Annotated in this window: 16 protein-coding genes and 2 tRNA genes; 3 read left to right on the top strand and 15 right to left on the bottom strand. The window is 48.7% G+C overall.

What is annotated here, in order from left to right:
* The first annotated feature begins 40 nt into the window (after positions 1-40).
* From znuA to OCU49_RS00960, 3 genes are all read left to right on the top strand, one after another.
* Positions 41-1,075, top strand: a complete 1,035-nt coding sequence (znuA, locus tag OCU49_RS00970) for a zinc ABC transporter substrate-binding protein ZnuA (protein ID WP_261843162.1) — start codon at positions 41-43, stop codon at positions 1,073-1,075.
* A gap of 92 nt (positions 1,076-1,167) precedes the next feature.
* Positions 1,168-1,254, top strand: a tRNA-Leu gene (locus OCU49_RS00965).
* A 109-nt stretch (positions 1,255-1,363) separates the two neighbouring features.
* Positions 1,364-1,450, top strand: a tRNA-Leu gene (locus tag OCU49_RS00960).
* Between the two features lie 184 nt (positions 1,451-1,634).
* Here OCU49_RS00960 and OCU49_RS00955 read toward each other — a convergent pair.
* The 15 genes from OCU49_RS00955 to tssB all read right to left on the bottom strand — a co-directional run bounded on the left by OCU49_RS00955 (position 1,635) and on the right by tssB (position 21,368).
* Positions 1,635-3,032 (bottom strand): hypothetical protein, encoded by a 1,398-nt coding sequence (locus tag OCU49_RS00955; protein ID WP_261843161.1) that lies wholly within the window; start codon positions 3,030-3,032, stop codon positions 1,635-1,637.
* Between the two features lie 84 nt (positions 3,033-3,116).
* Positions 3,117-3,848, bottom strand: coding sequence for a serine/threonine-protein kinase (locus tag OCU49_RS00950; RefSeq protein WP_261843160.1), 732 nt, complete (start codon positions 3,846-3,848; stop codon positions 3,117-3,119).
* Between the two features lie 6 nt (positions 3,849-3,854).
* Positions 3,855-7,304, bottom strand: a complete 3,450-nt coding sequence (gene tssM, locus OCU49_RS00945) for a type VI secretion system membrane subunit TssM (protein ID WP_261843159.1) — start codon at positions 7,302-7,304, stop codon at positions 3,855-3,857.
* Positions 7,305-7,306: 2 nt separating this feature from the next.
* On the bottom strand, positions 7,307-8,521 hold the full coding sequence (gene icmH / locus OCU49_RS00940; RefSeq protein WP_261843158.1) for a type IVB secretion system protein IcmH/DotU: 1,215 nt from the start codon (positions 8,519-8,521) through the stop codon (positions 7,307-7,309).
* A 6-nt stretch (positions 8,522-8,527) separates the two neighbouring features.
* Complete coding sequence (gene tssK / locus OCU49_RS00935; protein ID WP_261843157.1) at positions 8,528-9,850, bottom strand: type VI secretion system baseplate subunit TssK; 1,323 nt, start codon at positions 9,848-9,850, stop codon at positions 8,528-8,530.
* Between the two features lie 13 nt (positions 9,851-9,863).
* Positions 9,864-10,358 (bottom strand): type VI secretion system lipoprotein TssJ, encoded by a 495-nt coding sequence (gene tssJ / locus OCU49_RS00930; RefSeq protein WP_261843156.1) that lies wholly within the window; start codon positions 10,356-10,358, stop codon positions 9,864-9,866.
* The gene (locus OCU49_RS00925; protein ID WP_261843155.1) at positions 10,358-11,296 is read right to left on the bottom strand and encodes an FHA domain-containing protein; all 939 of its coding nucleotides are present in this window, start codon (positions 11,294-11,296) and stop codon (positions 10,358-10,360) included. Before OCU49_RS00925 ends, tssJ begins: the two co-directional genes overlap by 1 nt.
* Positions 11,293-12,021 (bottom strand): substrate-binding periplasmic protein, encoded by a 729-nt coding sequence (locus OCU49_RS00920; protein ID WP_261843154.1) that lies wholly within the window; start codon positions 12,019-12,021, stop codon positions 11,293-11,295. The genes OCU49_RS00925 and OCU49_RS00920 overlap by 4 nt, the downstream gene beginning before the upstream one ends.
* A 116-nt stretch (positions 12,022-12,137) precedes the next feature.
* Positions 12,138-14,741 (bottom strand): type VI secretion system ATPase TssH, encoded by a 2,604-nt coding sequence (gene tssH, locus OCU49_RS00915; protein ID WP_261843153.1) that lies wholly within the window; start codon positions 14,739-14,741, stop codon positions 12,138-12,140.
* A gap of 11 nt (positions 14,742-14,752) precedes the next feature.
* Positions 14,753-15,703, bottom strand: a complete 951-nt coding sequence (locus tag OCU49_RS00910) for a type VI secretion system baseplate subunit TssG (protein ID WP_261843152.1) — start codon at positions 15,701-15,703, stop codon at positions 14,753-14,755.
* The gene (tssF, locus tag OCU49_RS00905) at positions 15,694-17,472 is read right to left on the bottom strand and encodes a type VI secretion system baseplate subunit TssF (protein ID WP_261843151.1); all 1,779 of its coding nucleotides are present in this window, start codon (positions 17,470-17,472) and stop codon (positions 15,694-15,696) included. Before tssF ends, OCU49_RS00910 begins: the two co-directional genes overlap by 10 nt.
* Positions 17,465-17,893, bottom strand: coding sequence for a type VI secretion system baseplate subunit TssE (tssE, locus tag OCU49_RS00900; protein WP_261843150.1), 429 nt, complete (start codon positions 17,891-17,893; stop codon positions 17,465-17,467). Before tssE ends, tssF begins: the two co-directional genes overlap by 8 nt.
* The gene (locus OCU49_RS00895; RefSeq protein WP_261843149.1) at positions 17,890-19,314 is read right to left on the bottom strand and encodes a type VI secretion system contractile sheath domain-containing protein; all 1,425 of its coding nucleotides are present in this window, start codon (positions 19,312-19,314) and stop codon (positions 17,890-17,892) included. Before OCU49_RS00895 ends, tssE begins: the two co-directional genes overlap by 4 nt.
* A 66-nt stretch (positions 19,315-19,380) precedes the next feature.
* Entirely contained in the window at positions 19,381-20,865 is a 1,485-nt protein-coding gene (gene tssC, locus OCU49_RS00890; protein ID WP_261843148.1) for a type VI secretion system contractile sheath large subunit, read from the bottom strand.
* The gene (tssB, locus tag OCU49_RS00885) at positions 20,862-21,368 is read right to left on the bottom strand and encodes a type VI secretion system contractile sheath small subunit (protein ID WP_261843147.1); all 507 of its coding nucleotides are present in this window, start codon (positions 21,366-21,368) and stop codon (positions 20,862-20,864) included. The genes tssC and tssB overlap by 4 nt, the downstream gene beginning before the upstream one ends.
* Positions 21,369-21,371 lie beyond the last annotated feature (3 nt).

The following is a 21,371-nucleotide window of genomic DNA, read 5'->3' as shown; positions in this document are numbered from 1 at the left end:
TACCGCAAATTTTTTGAAACCAATATCCTTGGATGAGTTTATGTTTAAGTTAATTCTGCAATGGTGCGTATTGTCATGCGCTACACTGGCTTGCGTCAATGTCAGTATGGCGACTGCAGCACAGAAACCCATAAAAGTTGTTGCCAGTATCAAACCATTACAACTGATAGCAGCTTCACTACTGGGTGACAGTGTACAAACCGAATTGCTTATCTCACCTGATAACTCACCACATCACTACAACATGAAACCATCTGATGTCCGCCGCCTGCAGGATGCTGATCTGGTTATCTGGGTTGGGCCTGACCTGGAGCGTTTTCTGGTCAAACCGCTGAAGCGTAATCCTGCCCGAAACCTCGCCTTACTTTCTGAAGAAGGCTCAGAAGAAGAAACAACTCATACTGACGAGCATGCCGCACATAACAGTCATGATGAACACGAAGAGCACGAAGAGCACGAAGAGCACGAAGAGCACGAAGAGCACGAAGAGCACGAAGAGCACGAAGAGCACGAAGAGCACGAAGAGCACGAAGAGCACGAAGAGCATGCTGATCACCACCATGATAACGATCCACACATCTGGATGGCACCGGAACGTATTCTGGAAGCCGCAAAGCTGATCACTCAGCGCCTTCAAAAAGATTATCCTGAACGCTCAGCAGAGTTTGCTGCCCGCCTGGAAAGCTTTGAACAGCGCCTTCATACCGCTGACTCTAAGCTGGCAGCCAACCTGAAAGATGTTCAGCAGCAGGGCTTCTATGTTTTCCATGATGCCTTCGAAGGCTTTGTAGAACACTATGGTCTGAAGCAGCTAGGATACTTCACCGTTGATCCGGGCCGTAAGCCCGGCGCTAAACGTCTGAACGAAATCCGTACTTCTCTCGAAGACAGTCAGGCTCGGTGTGTTTTCGTTGAGCCACAATTTGAAGCTCCGGTAGTACGTGCCATAGTCGGTGACCTGCCGATCAACAAAGGCACCATTGATCCTCTCGGCAGAGACATTGCTGTGGATAACGACGGTATCTTCAACTTTCTCAATGAGTTAGGCGGTGAAATTCACAACTGCCTGAAATAAATTGCTGAAAAAATAAGCGGTTTTTGCAAAAAAAGTGAAACAGGGGCTTCACAAACAAAAAAACCGTTTATATAATGCGCCCCTCTTTCGGAGCAGATGTGGTGGAATTGGTAGACACGCTAGCTTCAGGTGCTAGTGCCTTCACGGGCGTGGGAGTTCGAGTCTCCCCATCTGCACCAACATTTTAAGAGTGTTGGCGCTGCGAAAGAAAACCTTCTTTATGATTTCTTGTCTCAGGTAATGAAGCTTAAAGAAAAGGGGACGCCCTCAAACGTAACAATTTGATACGCAGATGTGGTGGAATTGGTAGACACGCTAGCTTCAGGTGCTAGTGCCTTCACGGGCGTGGGAGTTCGAGTCTCCCCATCTGCACCAAGTTTTCTTAACTTGGTTATCTTCTCTGAACGTTCTGTTCAAACAGTTTCAAATCAAATTTAAAAATAATCCCTGCGTTTGCAGTGTGTTTTCACGCCTAAATCTTTTCTATTGCAAAACTAAGACAAAAAAAACGGCACTGCCGCTAAGCAATACCGTTAGGTAATCACGTAAGACTTACGCCCTATACTGACGCCTGCGGAGCTGAAGCACTGGCCCCGGCACTTACTGCTGACGGAGATGCCGCAGGCGATGGTGTCGCAGAAGGCGCCCGTGTGTACTCATACTCATGCAATACACTGTAATTTTCCTGAATCTCTTTCAACCTTGCGGTAATAACACCGTCGTCACTCACAAAAGTAACGTTGTAAGAGTCATTGTATTCCTGAATATATTTGGATGAGTATTTCTTCAGTTTTTCTATATGGTGTACACCTTTAGTGTATTCCGCTGAACCCAGTAACGCCTCATTTGGTTGTAACAACTGCAGGAAGCGATACGGATGTGCCGCAAAGCCTGACCCCATCACCAGAGCAGCAACCACAGGTGTAGTAATCACAGCTGTCTGAAACCATTCAGAAAAACGCTTGTGATCATTCACCAGAGAACCTGGTGACAGACGCTGATCCCAGGCTTTACGGGCCTGCTTGAGCACCTTAGTCACTCTCGCTCGCTGAATAATATAATCAACAAATGCCATTATTCTGCTTAGAACACCTGTCACTGCAGTGTAGATAGTACCTGCACCCGCAAATGCATCGCCCAAAGCAGTAAACGTCATACTGCCAGCGCCCACAAAAACATCTTTAATACCTGAAGCAATGCCAGTTGCGGCATGACGTTTCAGAGCATTAGCAATCACACAGGGATGCCCTCCCTGTAACTCAACACCACGCCCGCTCCAGTAAACATTATGTAAATCAATTGATTTACGTACCGCCGCACTCACACCGGCAATAATATCAGCACCGGCCTGAACATAGCCCCAGCCCGGAATCAGATCAGCAAGGCCTTTTGTGAAACTGGAGACAGCCCACATACCGAACTCGGTAACCCATTCCATACCGAATAATGCATCACCATAAGTAAGGCGTATTTTTTCCATCATCTTGCGGAAAAAACCGGCAATCTGTTCCTGGATTTTCACCGCCAGCTCAGACATTTTATGTCCGGCAGCAGCCGCTGCAGTGCCTACCTTGCTGGACTTAATTGCATTGCCAAAATCTTCAGCCTTATGTGCCGCCTTACTATTCTTAATCGCACTTTTAAGCTGTTGGCCTTTCGCAGAAACTTTACCTTTAAGCTGTTCAGCTTTTGCAGCCAGTTTGGCTTCCCTGTCTACCTTAGTCAGAAAATACTGACAGCCTGTCTTGAGCTCAGATAGCGGTGTCGTATCAGAAACAAAAGCACCGATCGGGTCCAGCGAGAAAGCCGGGACTTTTTTCATATCCGTATGTGCCAGCATGTATGTTGCTCCCAAACGGGCATCGGCCATTTCAGCCTTCTGTACACCAATGGCAGTATTCTGCGTGTTGCCGAACATCTTGTCCTGGATTTTGCGTTTTACGAATTTCAGTTTCATATGCTTCGTCTCGGTATCCTGCCGGTATCGCCAGCAGCCTGTTGTTCGTCCCTATTTCCGATCGTCCTTTCTCTGCCTGATACATCATTTAAAATCAGGCAGACGCTGTATTTGGTGTGCCAAAAACTGTCTGGCATCTGTCGTCAGATCATCACTCACCGACAACAGACTGTCAGCTGTTGTAATCACTGCGGCGGAGTCTGACCAGTCCGGCTTAAAGAATGCTGCATTACTTATCAAACTTAGTATTACCAGATATCCATACCAGTCATGAATGATATCCACAGCCCCAACACCTCGTTGCAATGCTGGCAAACTGTAAGACGGACTGAAACTGCGATAAGACAATTCAGAAATCCGTGTATCCAGTGCGGCAGCACTGGCGAAATCAACCAATACAGGACGATTATCCACCACCATTATGTTGGCAGGTTTTAAATCGCCATGACAGATGTCCAATCGGTGAAGTTGTTGCAGTGTAAGGTACAGTTGAAGCCTGAATTCAGCATGAAATTCAAAGCCTTGGCGAAGCAACTCTGACAAAGGCTCAGCATTTAGCCGGCCTGTTACTAAAACCTCATAACCACTTAGCTGATAATGTCCCTGAAAAGCAGCACAGGCCTGATATGAAGCCCTGTGAAGTTCTTTTAGCCAATACGCCTCCCGACGTATGCCGTAGCAGTGTTCAGCGCTCTGCGCGAACTTCAGGCAGTCCCAGCGTCGACATTCGGTGTGCCAGGCACTCCAGACACGTGCACTCAGCTGTTGGGCATCAGACACCCGATAACCTAACTGAGTTAATACCTCAGAAATCATTAAGACTTAAAGCCGGTCGGGCAGCTGTAACTGATCAAAGAAGCCAACATATAGAGGGTTCTCACCGTTTTCGATACGCGCCAACAGGCTGGCCGACTCCGTGCCTTTCTGCCAGGTGAGACTGTTAGTGGTGCCGTCCGGTAGCGACTCACCCTGTAACTGATCCACCAACCGGAACCAACTCCAGACACCGGCGTAACTGGCTTCATTAAGGACTTTCGTGCCGCTCTTCAGCTGTAAGCTCAGAGTACGACTGCTGTTTTCGGACACAGGCCAGTTCATCTTCGCCCAAAGAGCCGGGCCATTACGATAGGTATATAACGGTTTATCACTGCGCAGATTAAACTCTGTGACACCTGTACTCATCGCATCAATCCGTACAGAGAAGCTAAAACCAAGTACCGCATTATTAAACAGCACAGCCTGTACCTGTTTCAGACGCCCTAACATCAGCCAGAACTGACGGTTGATAGTAATATCCTGGTCCTGAAGATAACTCGGTAAGCCAGGGTAGATATTTTCTTTATCTGTAAAGTAAGGCTCATAGCGCTTGGCAAAATCACTGATCCGGCCGTCTGCTGCGAAAAATTCTTTAAAGGTCGACAGAGCAACATCCTGCTCCGAAAGCGGATTTAACGGATAATAAGGCGCGACGCTCTGATGATAGTCATTAAGTACTTCAATCTGCCAGCGTTGCTGCAGGTAGTCCTGTACTTCGAGCATCGCCAGATCATTTAACTGCCTCGAAGTGTTCTCGAGCATGTCACGTACAACACCATTATATTTCACGGCGATATCCAGCTGACGTTGCAACGGATTATTCACTTCGGCATTTAACTGCCCCAGAAACTTACTGCCACGCTGTTTACTCTGAACTCCCTGCTGCAACCATTCCAGAGTCGCGGTCATATGCTGAGTCGCAAAACCTAACGGACTGACACCTTTATCATCGGCTGTAATCAGTCGTCGGTAGGCAACGAATGGCTTAGCAATAGCATCTGCCGCCTGGGTAATCCCAAGATGTTTAGCGGGGGTTTGTAAATCAGCCGGCGCCAGGGCACTTGGAGCAGAAGTCTGGCCAGCGCTTTCCCCTTCAGCTACTTCCGGCTTTGCCTTGCTGGCGGCTTGCGCCTTTAACGTATCCGCAACAACAGCCTCAAGATTAGTATTGTAATCCAACAGCTCATACACCCTTAACAAAGGTGAACTGGCCGGATCTGTGGCAGACATCAGCTGCTGGCTGATTTCACTCCAGCCGGTTGTCGGCTGCCATTCAATTGCATTGGCGAAACGTTGCCAGTGCTCGACATAATCCCGGGTATAGCGCAGTCGCAATTTACGGTTGATCTGACTAAAGTCCTGATTACCACTGATATCACCAACGACATCTTTATAATCAGATACCCAGTCATTGGCGAATTCGAAACCGGAGCTACCCATGATTTCAAGGAAGCCTTCACGGGTGAACATGTAAGGCACCTTATAAACATCCTTATTATTAAAAACAAAGACGTCATCATAATTCTGCCCCAGCTTATCCAGCAGGTTCAGCTTCTGACTAAGATGCGGCTGCTGTAATAACTGGGTATAGAGTAAATCCCCCAGATCCTGAGTTGCCAGCGACTGATCGACTAACTCCAGCAATTCCTGATTATCTTTTGGGGGTGCAACCTTCAGCGCAAACAAATCACCCAATAACAGCTTAAACTGGTTTATCAGCCTGCTATCGGTGACTCCTTCTTCCTGAAGCGAATTCAGATAGTAGTTACTCAGAGTATTTACATCTGTGCGCTGAGAATTAAATAACTGCTTCTGTAAGTTATACAGTTCGAGCGTTTTAACTTTATTATCCAGGCGGTTATACACATATAAATCCCGCAGCAGATAATCGCGCAGTTCAATTAACAACTGGCCTTTAAGCGCATCATCATAAGCAGTGTCCACCGCTTGCTTAATACTTGGGTTCGGCAGGAAAGACATCACATACCAGGGCTCAGGCTGATGGAAAATCGCCCGTATTTTCCGCAGTTCAGTCAGGTTCGCGATAGGTACTGCCAGTTCATCGCTCTGATCCTTATTGTTGATCAGCTGACGTTTATAAGCTGTCAGCTGCTGCTGAGCTTGCTGTTCCATGGCAGTGTAATGATCATAATTAGCTTTGAAGAGCCATAAACAGGCCCCCAGTATCGCCAGCAAACTGACTGAAAACACCAGCTTCAACAAGCCATAACTATTTTCTTTATAACGGTTAACACCCACCAGAGACTTTTCAGGCAAGATACTCTGCTGCAGCAACTGACGGGCAAACAACTGATGCGGTACTGCATCATTTGGTGCCGGTAACAAGGTTGAATACCCCAGCCGGGAAGCCAGATGCATCGTCAGACGGTCAGTAGGTAAACCTTCTCCATGGGCGTTTACGAAAAAATAACCGCGGAATTGCAGCGCTTTAGTCTGGTACTGGTTATCAAGAAACAACTGACGGAAATAACTCGCCAGATCTGCTTTCAACAAGCCAAACTGATGCGGACCTGCAATGATTGAACTGCGATAAGACTCTGTCAGTTGCGCACTCAGTGCCGACGTACTGTTAAGTGATAATTGCGCCTGCAGGGCATCAAAAGAAGCTTCAAACCACTGTGGATCAAAGCCTTTCTTATCTGCCGGCAGCATTGCCCCGAACGGCTGCTCTAACTGGCGCTCATCAAAACTGGCAAAGTACTGGCAAAAATCACTGACACCTGACACTTCCGTAAACAGTGAATACACCGGCAAACTGATGCCAAACGCCTGATTGAGGGTTTTAATGAATCCGCGCTGCTGTTTAGCCAGCACTTCCAGCTGATCGCTGCTGCGGTTCATAATCTCCTGTACAGGCACCGCCAGCAGAATTCCGTTAGCTCCCTGTCTTGGCCGCTGCTTACTCAAATGCCTGATCAGTAATTGCTGACAAAACTCCACACTGTCAGCATCCGCATCAGCATGTAGTTCAATCAGAACAGCACTTTCATTCAGCCAGAACGCTACCGGTAAAGGTTGGGTGGTAGACTCAAGCTTAACTTTATCGAACCCCATATGTTGCAGCAGCTCTGCATCACCGGGCTTACGATTGAGCATGAAATACCAGGGAATCGCATAAGGCGCCCCGCGCAACTGGCGCACATGCTGCCAACAAGCCTGCAGATGCAGATTTAACTGCGCCTGCAAATATTTACGTTTATCGGCACGTTCCAGTTGCTCAGCATCCTCTTCCGGCACATTCTTACTGCCCAGAAACTTCCAGCTTAAACCACCTGCCATAGCTGCCAGTAACAGAGCTGTTAACCCGCTTACAGTCATTTCAACAGGGTTAGCAAAACTCCAGAATTGCAACAGATACGATCCGCCAAACAGGCAAACACCTATCAATACAGCAACAAGTATAAACGGCCACACCGGGCGTGATTTCTTCGCCACCGTTAACCTCCTACGCTTTTACTGTGAAAAATAAAGGCATCACTTACACCTTCCTTCCTGACCGTCTGCATCAAACTGAGTGCTGCTGCACGGTTAGCCACTGGTAAGAGAATTCTGTAACGCCCTTTCCAGTACTGAATCACCGAACCGCGGGTGGTAAAGTCATATTTAGCAACTCGTGCCTGAGCATCTGTTTCACGCAGGAAGGAGCCTACCTGCACTACCCAGCCGCCAGTAATAGGCGATTTACTCACAGAAATCACCGGTTTGCTTACTGCTTTAACCACTGGCTTAGGTGCGGGTGCGGTAACTATCTTTTTCAACTCATCATCGGTGCTGACATACACCACAACATTATCGTCATGACGCTGCTGTAATTTATCAGTATATTCCGCCAGCATAGTAAAGCCTTCTGCCCGGCTGGCGTAGGTATCCTTGTACCAGAAAGACAACCCCACCCAACTTGCCGCTAAGGCAAATAAAAACACCATCGCCAGACCAATAAACGGCATCTGGCCACCCGGACGTCTACTTCGACGAGCCTTAGCTTGCATATCTTTTTGTAAGGGAATCTGTAACGTCGGTGTCTGGGTATCGCGCAATACGCTTTCGATCTTGTAATAAATCGCATCGATATGCTTCTGGCCCTGAAGATGATATTGGCCTTTAAAGCCAATTTTCAGCAGCACATAGATAACTTCCAGCATATCCACCAGCAAGTTTGGCTGGCCAAGTGCTTTTTCCACGACAACATAAAACTGTTCACCACCATCCCGCATGCCGAACAGTTCACTGAGTAAGGTTTGATTTTCCCAGCGACATTCTTCATTCCAGTCACAGTTAAGGATGAACTCATCCAGTACGATACAGAACAGGAAACAGGTTTTATCTGCGACTGAAGCAGGATAATCCAGCCCCGCAATACGCTGTTTCAGATCAGTAATGGCATTCACCAGCCCCTGACGAAAACGGTGCATATCATCCGGACGGGACATTCGCTGCACACTGACACATAGCGCCAGTGCTTCTGCACAGGCATTCAGCAAAGGATTCGGATACTGACTAAATTGCTGAAGCTGCTGAATATTCTGCAGCTGATATTTGAGTGCCGGTGCATTTTCCAGCGGGATTAGCGGACGTGACTGATCCATTGCCGGGCTGACAGCATCAGCCTGGCGGATATTTACGGTAGGTTCGTCCAGATAATCCTGACTCATACAGGCTTAATCCAGCACATAGAGTTTAATTTTGATATCCGGAATCCGAACATCTACATGCAACGCCAGCGGCTCACGTTTCTCCACCAGACTCTGCCAGTAAGGGTGATGCGTATCGATCTCGATATAAGCCGCATCAGACTTAGATTTCAGTTCACTTGGTGCCACGGGCATAGATGTCAGTGTCACACCCGACAGGGCATTACGCACCACTTCTGCGATTTGAGACAACCCACATAGTTTACAAGCGCTTGGCACTAGCTGAGATAACGCTGCGCTACCAATGCTGGACTCAACACAGAGAATAAAGCGGTGTGAACTGAGGTTACTGATATCTGCTACAGACGCTCGCAATAAACGGCGCTTTTCAAATAAACGGGTATCCCATGGGAATTCCAGCACACTGTCTTTCTGTACCACAGACAATTGCTCACGCAACTTGGCAAATAGCGGCATAAAACCACGGTGCATTGCATCGTATTGCAGGGAGGCCAGAGGCTTAGCAATAGCAGGCGTAAAGCTATTCAGTTCAGCGGAGAAAGTCGCCAGCTTCAAATACACTTCCTGGGTCAGGGTTTGTGGGTTATCCAGCGTATGTGTCAGCCAGGGGATCCAGCGATTAAGGGTTTGCAGCCAGAGATACTCGCGTAACAAACTCTGCTCACTCATACTCTGCTGACCATTACCAATTCGCTGTTGCACCATGTTTGCACGGGTTTCGATCAGCACCTGTAATTCCTGCAACCGCTCTGTCAGCAACGCGGATGCACCATAATGCAGGCTGGCGGGAATAAACCGCTGATCCAGAATAATCGCACCGCTTTCCCGGCGTTCCAGAATACGCGCCACAGGTATAACAGTCAGACCTGTAGTATCTTCACCTTCCAGCAATAAACGAATATTCGGCCGGGCAACCTTGGCATCAACACTGTTGGTGCTGGCATCGGAAGTATCGAACAGGGTTATATCTTCAACCAGATGACGGCGTTTCTCTGCTGCAGCTCCGTATTCAACCTCGCCGTCAACTACCAGAGGCAAGGCAAGAAAAACGCTCTTATTGAGAGTATTTTCCGGCACATTTAACAGCAGTTCATGATTACTTTCGAAATAGGTATTATCCGGGAACACACCTTTACAGACGGTAATAACAATTTTACCAATTTTGAGCCGTTCACGATCTATCTGCAGTTCGCACAGACCATATCCGTCATGACCAGCTGCTACCGCATACTGTTCAACATAATGGCGGTAATGTCTGTCCTGCTGCTGAAAGTGCTGCGGCGAGATAAACATCCCTTCCTGCCAGACTACTCTTTGCTGTCGTCTCACGTATTACCCCTGCCTATAACTTCTGCCACCAGGACTTCTCCGGCTGCGTAACAAGTGTTACCCGCAGGCCGGTGACTTCAATTTTGAATTCCTGGTCATCGTTACTTTCGTCCAGCTTAAGCAATGCCCGGCTTACTGCGTTTTCATATTCAGAAAACTCTGCGAACACCGCCAAATATCGGCTGCGAAAATGTACATCTATATTTATCTGCTGGTCAGTTGCCGGCAGCATGGGATCTAAATACAAGGTATCTACCAGCGTACTGGCCAGCACCTGCTGGTCATTCTTATAAAGATCAAGAAACTCAGCATTACGAAAAGTACCCGCTTCACTTAGCTGATAAAGACGCAACACCACCGGGTGTGAGTTTTCACCACCATAAGGATTCAGCTGGCCAGCAGTACTGATATGTAGCACCCGGCTCACCGGTGGAGGTGTTTCCTGTGGTGATGATGACGAGCAGGCAGTAAGCACCAGCGCCAGCAGAGCAACAAGCAATCCGCGCACTAATTTTTCCTCCGCAGCTCTTCCATAAACAACGCAGTGAACTGCTGATGAAATTCTTTACGGTCGCGGCGGCGGCTAAACTGCTTCTTATACAGACGCCAGTATTTTTTATCCCGGTTACCCCAACCAGAGGTATATTCATCAAACATGCCTTCCAGCTGGCCCGGTTCAAATTCCTCGAGAAAACGGTCCAACGTTGCTCCCAGACATTCCAGCAACTTGTCCTGGCCGTACATACCCATTTGCATTTGCTGCTGTTGCTGCAACGTGCGTTGCAGCTGCTGAATATTCCTGCTCAGCTGGAAACTGTCGTTGCCTGGCTCCAGATCATCTGTTTCCAGAGTGACCATTTCAGCATTTAACAGGGGGTCAGATTTAAGCCGTGGCTCCGGTGTCTTTAACTCGATCGAGTCATCAAACGGATCATGCCCGAACTGATCATCTGCCATCACATTTTCAGGAGAAAATTCAGCTTCCTGCGGCATTTGGATCTCATTACCATGCAGCTCATCCAGCGGTGTACTGAACTCATCAATCTGTAAGTTATCAACAGAAAACATCGGTTCACGACGTTGCTCAGGACTAGGCTCTTCAACCTCAACGCTATCGGTCAGAAAAGGCACCATATCACTCAGTAACAAGGTGTAGTCGCCGAGTTTTAAAATATCACCGTCGTTAATTTGCTGTGCAATACCGCGATTAAGAGGCTGCTGATTAAGCGTTGCACCATTGATACTCAGATCCGTTACCTGAAAACTGCCTTGCGAAGAGAGATCAATACGAATGTGTTTGCGGGACAGCTTACGGTCGAAATCTGGTAACACCAGCGTACAGTCGTAGGCACGACCAATAGTGCCGCCATTTGCCGGCAGAATAATCTGGCGACTGGGGACTTTCTCGTTTTCTGGCACTTCAACCAGCTGGATGCTTATCGTCATGATTCACTCTTTATACACTGAACCAGAGCAGCGTTGAAGGTATTGATAAAGTTTGGCCGCTGATGCAAAAAGGTTTTTGAGAAATGTACACTAAGATCCCGGATTTTATAGGGAATCTTCTTAAATCGCTGGGGCGACACGCCCTGATTTTTCATCGCCAGTTCAAATACATCTTCATATTCCAGTGCCACATCAAGGTCACCGTTACGTAGCATTCGCAACAGAGCTTCAGCATCCTGCGGTTTCTTCACTACGTTATAGCCATTCTTTGCCAGAAACAGCCATTTTGAGGTATTAAACTTAGCGCCATATCTGGCCTGATCTTTAGCCACCTCGCTGGTAACATCCAACTCCACATTCGGTGCCAGATACCAGCTCAACGGCACTGAAACAACCGGCGCAGAAGGTACCGCATAGCGCGCCCGGGAGCTGTTCGGTGAACCGGAAAAGAAGCCGTTAAACTGATTTGTTTCCACCAGTAACTGTGCCCGGTCCCAGCGCATCAGGTGCAGTTCATAAGGCTGCCCCATTTCACGTAATGCACATTGTACTCGCTCGATGACCTGACCTTTCAGCTGACCTTCTTCAACCATCTGAAACGGTGGCCAGCTCTGTGTAGCCAGCCTGATACGTTCCTGCGCTTGGGCGGCCGTCGGCAGCAGCATCATAAAGACACTGAGCAGAACCGCTGACAAGACAGAAAATGGTTGTTTATACATGTTCATATTGTGTTTGCATTGCTCACCTCTGGCAAGGCTTGAGGTGAGCAAACTGCTTATGAAACCGGCACATAGGTGCCATTTCAGGCAATTTTTCAGCAAACAGCTACTCCTTTCGCCGTTTAGTCGATAGCCAGCTGCAGATTACCCTGCTCAACACTGACTTTTACCGCATTAATGGCTTGCCCTTCACTCAGTCGGGTAATGCACTGCTCTGCCAGCTGCGGCATCAGCGAGCGATTGATGATTTGCTCAACTGCCCGGCCACCAGTAGTCGGATCGGTGTTTCGGGTTACCACCAGATCCAATAAGTCCTGATCCCATTCGAAGCTGGCACTGTATTGCTCAACCAGACGCTTACGGATTCGCTTCAGACTAATCTCTGTAATCTTCATCAGCTCTTCAGCATTCAGCGGGTAATACGGCACGACAGTGGTACGCCCCAGGAACGCAGGCTTAAAGAACTTCTGCAGTTCCGGACGAATTTCTTCCACCAGATCGGCATTATCCAGACGGGTTTCATTGGCATCACAGATATCACAAATCGCCTGATCAGCCGCATTAGACGTCATAATGATGATGGTATTTTTAAAGTCGATCGTACGGCCTTCACTGTCTTTAATATGGCCTTTGTCAAAAATCTGGTAGAACAGGTCATGAACACCCGGGTGAGCTTTTTCCATTTCATCCAGTAACAGTACTGAATAAGGATTACGGCGAATCGCTTCTGTCAGTACACCACCTTCACCAAAACCTACATAACCGGCCGGGGAACCCAGCAGCATGGAGATTTTATGCTCTTCCTTAAACTCGGTCATGTTGATAACCGTCATGCTGTCTTCGCCACCAAATACCTGATCAGCCAGTGCCATCGCGGTTTCGGTTTTACCAACACCACTCGGGCCACACATCAGGAATACACCGACTGGTTTACGGTTATCTGTCAAACCGGCCCGGGAAATGCGAATGCTCTTAGCCAGTTCATTAATCGCCGTTTCCTGACCAATAACCCGTTTGTGCAAATCATCTTCCATGCTCAGCAACTTGGCGACTTCATCGCGCATCATGTTGCCTGTCGGAATACCCGTCCAGCTGCTGATCACTGATGATATAACCTGCTGATTCACCAGCGGCACTACCAACGGATCATCACCCTGCAGGGCTTCCAGCTGATCCATTAACTGCAGCATCTGTTGCTGTTGTTCTGCTGTGACATGATCTTCGGCATAAGCAGCCTGGATTTCACTCTTAATAGTGCGAATCTGCTCAACCAGTTCCAGTTCCTGCTCCCAGCGAGACTGCAGTGCTTCCAGCTCAGCATTCATTTCAGCAATATGACCATTAAGCGCCTCAATAGAGTCAGCGCCAGTGGTGAATACTGCCTGTTCAGTCTGTTTAGCACTGCGTTCGTTATTCAGGTAACGAATCTGCTGTTCCAGATACTCAATGGTTTCAGGCTTGGCATTTTGTGTCAGAGCAATCCGGGCGCAAGCCGTATCGAGCAAACTGATTGCTTTATCAGGCAGCTGGCGTGACGGTAGGTACCGAATCGACAGATTCACCGCCGCCTCAATCGCTTCTTCACGGATAAATACACCGTGATGCTCACTCAGAGACTCACCGATACCACGCAGCATCTGGATTGCATCTTCAGCACTTGGCTCGGCAATTTTAACTACCTGAAAACGCCGGGTCAGAGCCGGATCTTTCTCAAAGTACTTCTTATATTCAGTCCATGTTGTCGCCGCCAGCGATTTAAACTCACCCCGTGCCAGCGCAGGCTTCAGCAGGTTTGCTGCATCATTCTGACCTTCCGCCCCACCAGCACCGATCAGTGTATGCGCTTCATCAATGAACATGATGATAGGGGTAGTCGAGTTCTTAACTTCGTTAATTACATCTTTCAGACGATTTTCAAATTCGCCTTTGATGCTGGCTCCGGCTTGTAACAGGCCCAGATCCAGAGAATGCAGTTCAACGCCCTGTAATGCCGTTGGCACTTCGCCGGCAATAATCCGCAATGCCAGGCCTTCAACTACAGCAGTCTTACCAACACCTGGCTCACCCACTAATATCGGGTTGTTCTGGCGCTTACGGCAAAGCACATCAATCGCCTGACGCACTTCATCATTACGCCCTGAAATCGGATCAATCTGACCATCACGGGCCTGTGCCGTCAGGTTAACCGTGTATTTATCCAACGCACCACCGGCAGCTGGTGCTCCCGCTGCAACAGCAGGACCACTGCCACCTGCAGGAGCCCCTGTGGATAATTTAGCAACCTGTGACTGCAGTGCTTCCAGAGAAACAGACTCCAGTGATTTCAGGGCCAGTTTTTTCACGCCAAAGTGGTCGGTTTGCAGCATTGCCAGGATCAAATGCAAACTGAGAATCTGCTGATGCCCATAATCCACCGACGCCATCAGCCAGGCAGACTCAATCAGATCACTGATACTTTTGCTCAACGTTGGCTGGCCTTCGCTGCCTTTTGGCAACGCATTAAGCCGGGCATTCAGTTCACCTAATAATTTTTCCTGATCCAGATTTTGTGCGCTGATCATTTGCAACAAGTGAGTATCTTTTAAGGTCAGTAACTGCACCAGCCAGTGCTCTGTCTCTATCGCTGGCACTTGCTGATTCATCGCTGCACCGGCCGCCTGTTCCAAAGCATTTTTTAAGCCTGTTTCCAGCTTCGCAACCAGATTTCCCAGTTTCACCTGTGACATATGCCTGTTCCTTATACTAAAAGTATTTTTCGATACTCATCAGGCTGCGCCTGAGGAGCTAAACAATTCGCTTCACCCAGCCGCACAGCCAATCGCTTATCTGCGCTCAGTTGCGGCTCGGAAATAAACGCCCTTCTGACATGCAGATAAAGGCGTAAGTCATTACTGTCCCGCAAATACGCGTGACAGACTTCCCGTAACCGCTGCGTCAGTTGAGTATCATCTTTCAACTGTACAAACTCAGCCTGGTTACGTGGTTCTATAAGTACTTCTAAACGCTGCCGGTGTAAGGTTCCGACTTTCCCCAGCAGCATCCCCTGCCCCAGCTGACTGCTTGCACTGGCACCACCTAAACGGGTCAGTGATGAAGTTGGTAACCGGTGCCGGGTACTGCCGCCAACCTGTACCTGAACTGCAAGCTCAAAGTAGTCTTCCAGTAATTGCTTCAAACCACTTAGGCTGCGAATCTTCAGACCCAGCAAAATACTGTATCCCAGCAGCTCAGCATCATCCCCACCATGCACTGGCAGGGCCGCGAGTTTGCTCAGTGCCTGTCGCTGGCTTACCTGATTCGGCAAGGTTCCGCTGAACTGTTCCTGCTCATCCTGTAACAACAGATTTTGCTGTTCCATCGCACGCTGATTGAGCTGAAAAAAACGATGGTTAAAAATATCCAGAAACTCACTAAGTGCATGGTCATCCTGATGCAGACTGTCCAGCAAAGCTTCATACAGATAATCAGGCAGCACACCTTTAACACCAGATAGCGCCTGCATACCAAGACGAATCTGAAAATCACGTCCCTGCTGCTGAATGCTCTGCACTTCATGGGCATAGCCTTCCGGCATAGGTTCCACCCGCAACTGAACATCTGCGTCCGGGGCCATACTGCGTAACAAACGGATAGCCTGCAGAAAATCAAAGCGCTTGGGCCGCTGCAGTGCAGTATCCATTACAGACATAACTGACTCCCATGCATACGGGAGAATGTCTGCCGAAAACGGTCATCGCCGAAATGGCTGACATCCACTTCGATAAACCTGTCATAACTGCAAAACTGTAGAAACAAGGCATTTAATACCGCAGCAAAGACTGCACTCTGACCACTCATAATGGCAGCATCCAGCACCACATTTACCCGGGTACCGGCGGCGAATATGTTCTGCCCGCAAATGGTCATCGGCGCTACTTGTTGCTGGTAACTAACATCCTTAATGCTGTCCGCCTGCCGGCAGGTATGCCGGTGATTACACAAAGACAACACTTCCTGTAACGCTGCTGCCGGCTCATCGGTTTGTAGCAACGAGGCAAAATTAGCATTCAGTAACGCAATAAAACGCCAGTTAAGTGATTCATCTAAAACCGGGTAATGCGGTGCACTGGGTGCCCGTAAGACTTTCAACTCTCCCGGTAAATCAATCGCTGCCTGGCTTTGCGCCAAAGCACCCGCTTTAATCACACAGGGATGACGACCATTGCAACACCACAGATCCAGCGCCAGTACGATACGGTCCTGCTGTAAATCCGCTTGCTGGCAGTTTATCGTCAGCTCCATGTGACGTTTGCCGGTTTTATCCCAGCGTTGTACCGTCTGCCACTGTCTGGCATCTACTGGCTGCCGATAACTGCTTTTATACAGCGGCCGTAACGGGTATTCACCATCAGAATGTATCTCCCTGACACCATCAACAGCGATCACTTCCAGATTGCTGTCGGTCTCGCTGTCGGCCATCACAGGCACACTCAAACGGGAGAAATCATAGGTCATAGGTTCGCCGGACTGCTTAAATAAATTCAGTGCCGGTACCGTATTCAGACTGAACACATCGGTATTAAATAAACGCAGGAACTCCGCTGGCAGTTCACGCACATAAAAACTCAGCAGCAACTCAGCTGTATCTACTTTCGTCATCACATCACCAAGTTCGGTGATGCGGAAATACGCAGCTTTGTCAGGATAGGTGAAGTAATCCCGCAACATATCGAAACCGCCAAACTGATTCCCATAACGCGGTAACCAGTTAAATTGTGGATCAGCAATACGGCTGATCATCCGGCTGGCATCGACACTTATTTGTTGCTGCTCAAACGCATCAGATACAACAATCGATTCTGTCTGGGTCAGAAGCAGTTCAATCAGACTGGCGGAATTTTGTTCAAAACCACGCACATAGAAATCAAAATGTCCGACATCCAGCTGAGCAAAGCTCGCTTCTGGGTCTGAGCAGCTGATGCGCAGCTGAATAACCGCTTCAGCATTACGTACACCAGCGGGCTTATTTACAAAAGGTGCAGTCTGAGCAGACACATCTGTCAGGCTGTATGGTTGGATATGCAATTCATCCAGAGTAGAGAAACGGCACTGTTTACCATCCGGTGTCGCTATAGTCACCGGACTTTTTGCCGGTAAATACACCGCTTCACTTAGATCCTCAGCCGGCGCATCCAGTTGCAGAGCACAGTAACTCGGCAGTATCTGGTTATAGCCAGGATAAAGGGTCGATAACAGCCCCTGGACTATTTCCGGAAAACGATTATCCAGCCGTTCTTCAGTTTTTGCTGTCAGTAACGCCATACCATCGATAAGACGATTAATATTCGGGTCTTCAATACTGTTCTGATCGATGTGCAGCTTGGCGGCCTGCTCCGGATGACGCTGGGCATACGCAGTCATCGCCCGGCGTACATATGCCAGCTCCCGCTCGTAATAGCGTAATAACTGATCAGACAATATCCTGTCCCTCTAAATCCACTTTCTGATTAGCCAGGCTGATGTTTGAATCAAACACCAGCGAATGTAAGGTATCCCCGGCCTGTAACGTTGCCAGCAACGAAAACTCAATCGAATTTGATTGCGCCTTACGATCAAAAACTTCCACGCTGACACTCTTCAGCCGTGGTTCAAATGCTTTTATCCAGTTAGCCAGCTTACTGGCCAGCTGATCTTTATTTACCTGGCTGCTAATTGACTGCAGACAGTCAACACCGTAGCGCAAATTAGAGCTATCCAGGGTTGGCAGACGTTCATCAAATGCCATCAGAGGCGCTTCCGACTCTAATAAACAGGTCAGCTGATGCTGTACTGAAGCCAGTAATGCCTGATGCTCATCCTGATATTCCTGATCAGCCAGGAAGCTTTCCCAGAAGCTCATGCAAGTGCTCCCGACTTCATATCTGAGCCCTCACCCAAATCAGTCGCCAATACAACTTCACCAAAAAAGTTATCGAACTGATACTGAGGCTGTAACACAACTTCACAGCTAAAACGCCCCTGGCTGCCGTCTACTTCTCTGATCTTCAGATCAGACTTACGTAACGGATAACGGGCCAGTGTGGCTTCATCACCATCCGAAATATTGCTGCAATAGTTATCCAGCCACTGACTAAGAAACAATTCACACTCAGCCGCTGTTCTAAAGCCACCGATCATGCCGCGAATCTGTACCTTCAGGTAATGAGCAATCCGACAAACCATCATAGTGGTCTGCAACTGGCAGATCACTTTATCGGCATCACCCGTGCGGGATTTCCACACAGAGTTGTTGCCGTAAAAATAAAATTTTTCTGTCAGGCTACTCTGCGCCAGCGGCACAAACCCCTGTTCGCTGTAAAAACTCGCCAAGCGGCCAAATAGTCGCACATCTGTTGCCGGCGAACTCAGGGGGGAACGTTGCGTCGCATTGGGCGGCAAATTCAGTAATGACCCCTGAAACTTATCCTGCCAGCGGGACTTCATGAAACCAAACCAGTTAATGCGGTTATATTCACGAATGATTATGCTGGCAAAGGCAAAAGCAGCACTGCCCCAAAGACCCGGCTTATCACGTTCAGGTTCATCAAAAACAAAGCCGATCGGATGATTTTCATACGCATCGCGTAATTTGATTTGCGGCAAGACCAGCCCGACAAAACGAGCCCCTACGCTGTTACGTAGTTGTTGCCAGCCGACATAATCCGGCCCTTCGAGAATTTTACCTATCCGTTGGGTATCCGATAGCCAGTCAGCTCCCGGATAACCAAAAAAATCTTCTGCCGGCGCCAATAAAAACGGACACAAACAGATCGACCCTAACTGCCCCAGTAACTCAAGGGTATAGAGGTCGTCGTAGTCATCATCAAAATCCATTTCCATGGATACCTGATGATCGATCACTATGGCGCCAAATGGTTTGCCGCCCATAGTATTAAGTTCTTTGTTACCAATCTTGTTATACAGACGGCTATTTTTCAGACTGGCAGCGGTGTTGATATCCCAGACGGTTTCGCGCCAACTGATATCAAGCAATTTAATTTCTACACGCTGATAATTAACCGGTAATGTGACCAAACTCTGGACATTGCGCCAGCGAGCCTCCAGCTCAGAAAAGTCCTGGTGATGCATCACTTCAGAAAGCTGGGTGGAAAGTTGCTGATCAAGTGCCGCAATCAGGCGATTAAGCCCGGACTTCAAACTGGCAGAATTTTGCAGACAAGCCTCATCCCACTGACCGATAAGTGTCAGTGCCCCGGTGAGATAGTCGTCCTCTTGCGGATCGAGTACGTTAAATGCGTCTTGCCAGTCATCTTGAAACATAAGAATACAAGGCCCGCCGTAAAGCGGGCCCCGTTATCAGCCTTATAGACTCAGATCTCAGGGGCTTTAGCCGCCTGGGATCTTGGTTACCATACGAACAGAGGTAGTCAGTTCTTCAAGCTGCAACCATGGGCGCAGGTGAGCAACTGCCGAGTAAGCACCCGGACGACCTGGCTGCTCAACCACTTCAATGCGTGATTCACACAGCGGCGTTTTAGAACGCTCTGTATTACCCACAGCACCGGAGTTAGTGTACTGGTCAATCCAGGTCTGCAAGTCACGCTGAACATCAACAGCTTCCAGGTTGGAACCCAGCATGTCACGGCCCATTACTTTCAGGTAATGCGCAATGCGGCTGCTTGCCATGATGTATGGCAGGCGGGCAGAAATTGCCGCGTTACCGGTCGCATCAGGGTCGGTATAAGTCTTTGGCTTCTGTGTCGTCTGACCACCAATGAAGACACCGTAGTTAGTGTTCTTGTAGTGAACCAGTGGCAGGAAGCCCAAATCGCTAAGCTCTTTTTCACGCTCATCGGTCAGGTTTACTTCAATAGGGCATTGCTGCTGCAGGTCGCCGGCATCTGACTGGTACGTCAGGTTAGGCAGGTTTTCTACCTTACCGCCGTTATCCATGCCACGAATCGCTGTACACCAGCCAAAAGCGGTGTGCGCCTGAGTCATTTTCAGACCCATATCGTAGGCAGCATTAGACCAGACCAGCTGGCTGTTATCAGTCGGACGCGGGTTACCCACAGCGTCTGTACCCAGCTCTTCGTAGTTGAACGCATTGGTGCCCAGACCTTTGTCACCGTATGGCAGACGCGCCAAGGTACGTGGCATAGTCAGAGCTACATAACGGGCATCATCGCTGGCACGGAAAGCATTCCAGGCAGCATACGCAGGGGAATCAAAACCTGCAGCTACTGGCTTACCTTCGTCAAAGGTTTCGAAGCTGTTAAATTCGAACATTTCCGGATTTGCAGCTGCAATGAAAGGCGCATGGCTGGCCGCAGCGGTTTCACCCATATAACGCAGCAGTGCTACATCTTCATCTTTATGAGAGAAGTTATAGTCACCAATCAGCAGGCCGTATGGTTCACCACCGGCAGTACCGAATTCACGCTGATACAGGGATTCAAATAACGGGCTACGGTCAACAGCCGGAGCATCTTCAAACTGATCCAGCAGTTCTTCTTTCTGGAAATCCACCATACGGATTTTCAGGCTCTGGCCCAGTTCACTTTCTTTAACCAGTTTGTTCAGCCCACGCCATGAGCCTTCCAGCTGCTGGAAGTCATCCTGCTGCATGATCGCAGACAACTGACGGGACATTTGCTTATCGATTTCACCAATGGCTTTTTCGATCGTCAGTGTCAGGTTTTTATCCCACACAACGGTACCGCTCAGCGCCTGCTCAGCAAGTACAGAGAAAAGCTCTTTAGTGGTATCTTCAGGTGTCTGAGTGGTCGCGGCAATCGCACGGTCCAGAAAACTACCTTCTTCGGCTGCTGCTGCGCCCGCGGCGCCAGAGCTTAATTGTTCTTCACTCATGCGTCGTCTCCTTTCGCTTCAATACCCAGTTCAGATGACAGTGCATTGATGGTATCTGCGCTTTGCAGCACTTCTTTCAGCAGTTTTTCCAGATCACGGGAACGGTCAGCTTTAGACAATAGCGTCTTCAGCTGGGCACGGGTATCTGCCAGCTTCTGCAGAGCATCTACCTGACCAACAATCGCATCAGGCTCAAAGCTCTTCATGGAGTCAAACTTCAGCTCTACACCGATCTGGCTTTCATCATCTGCCAGCGTGTTATCAACCTTCAGTTTCAGTTCCGGACCAACCCGTTTCATGACATTGTCGAAGTTATCTTTATCAACCTGGATAAAGCTCCGGTCTTCAACTTCTTCACGGTCTTCTTTGTGGGCTGAAAAGTCACCCATCACTCCAACAACCAAAGGCAGTTCTTTGGTTTCGACCGCACCGTTTGTTTCAACATCATAAGTGATGCTGACACGGTTTTTGCTTACGCGTTTATGTTGTGAATTTAAGGCCACAAT

The organism is Aliamphritea ceti (assembly GCF_024347215.1).
Lineage (GTDB): Bacteria > Pseudomonadota > Gammaproteobacteria > Pseudomonadales > Balneatricaceae > Amphritea > Amphritea ceti.
This window is presented reverse-complemented; position numbering and strand designations above follow the sequence as displayed.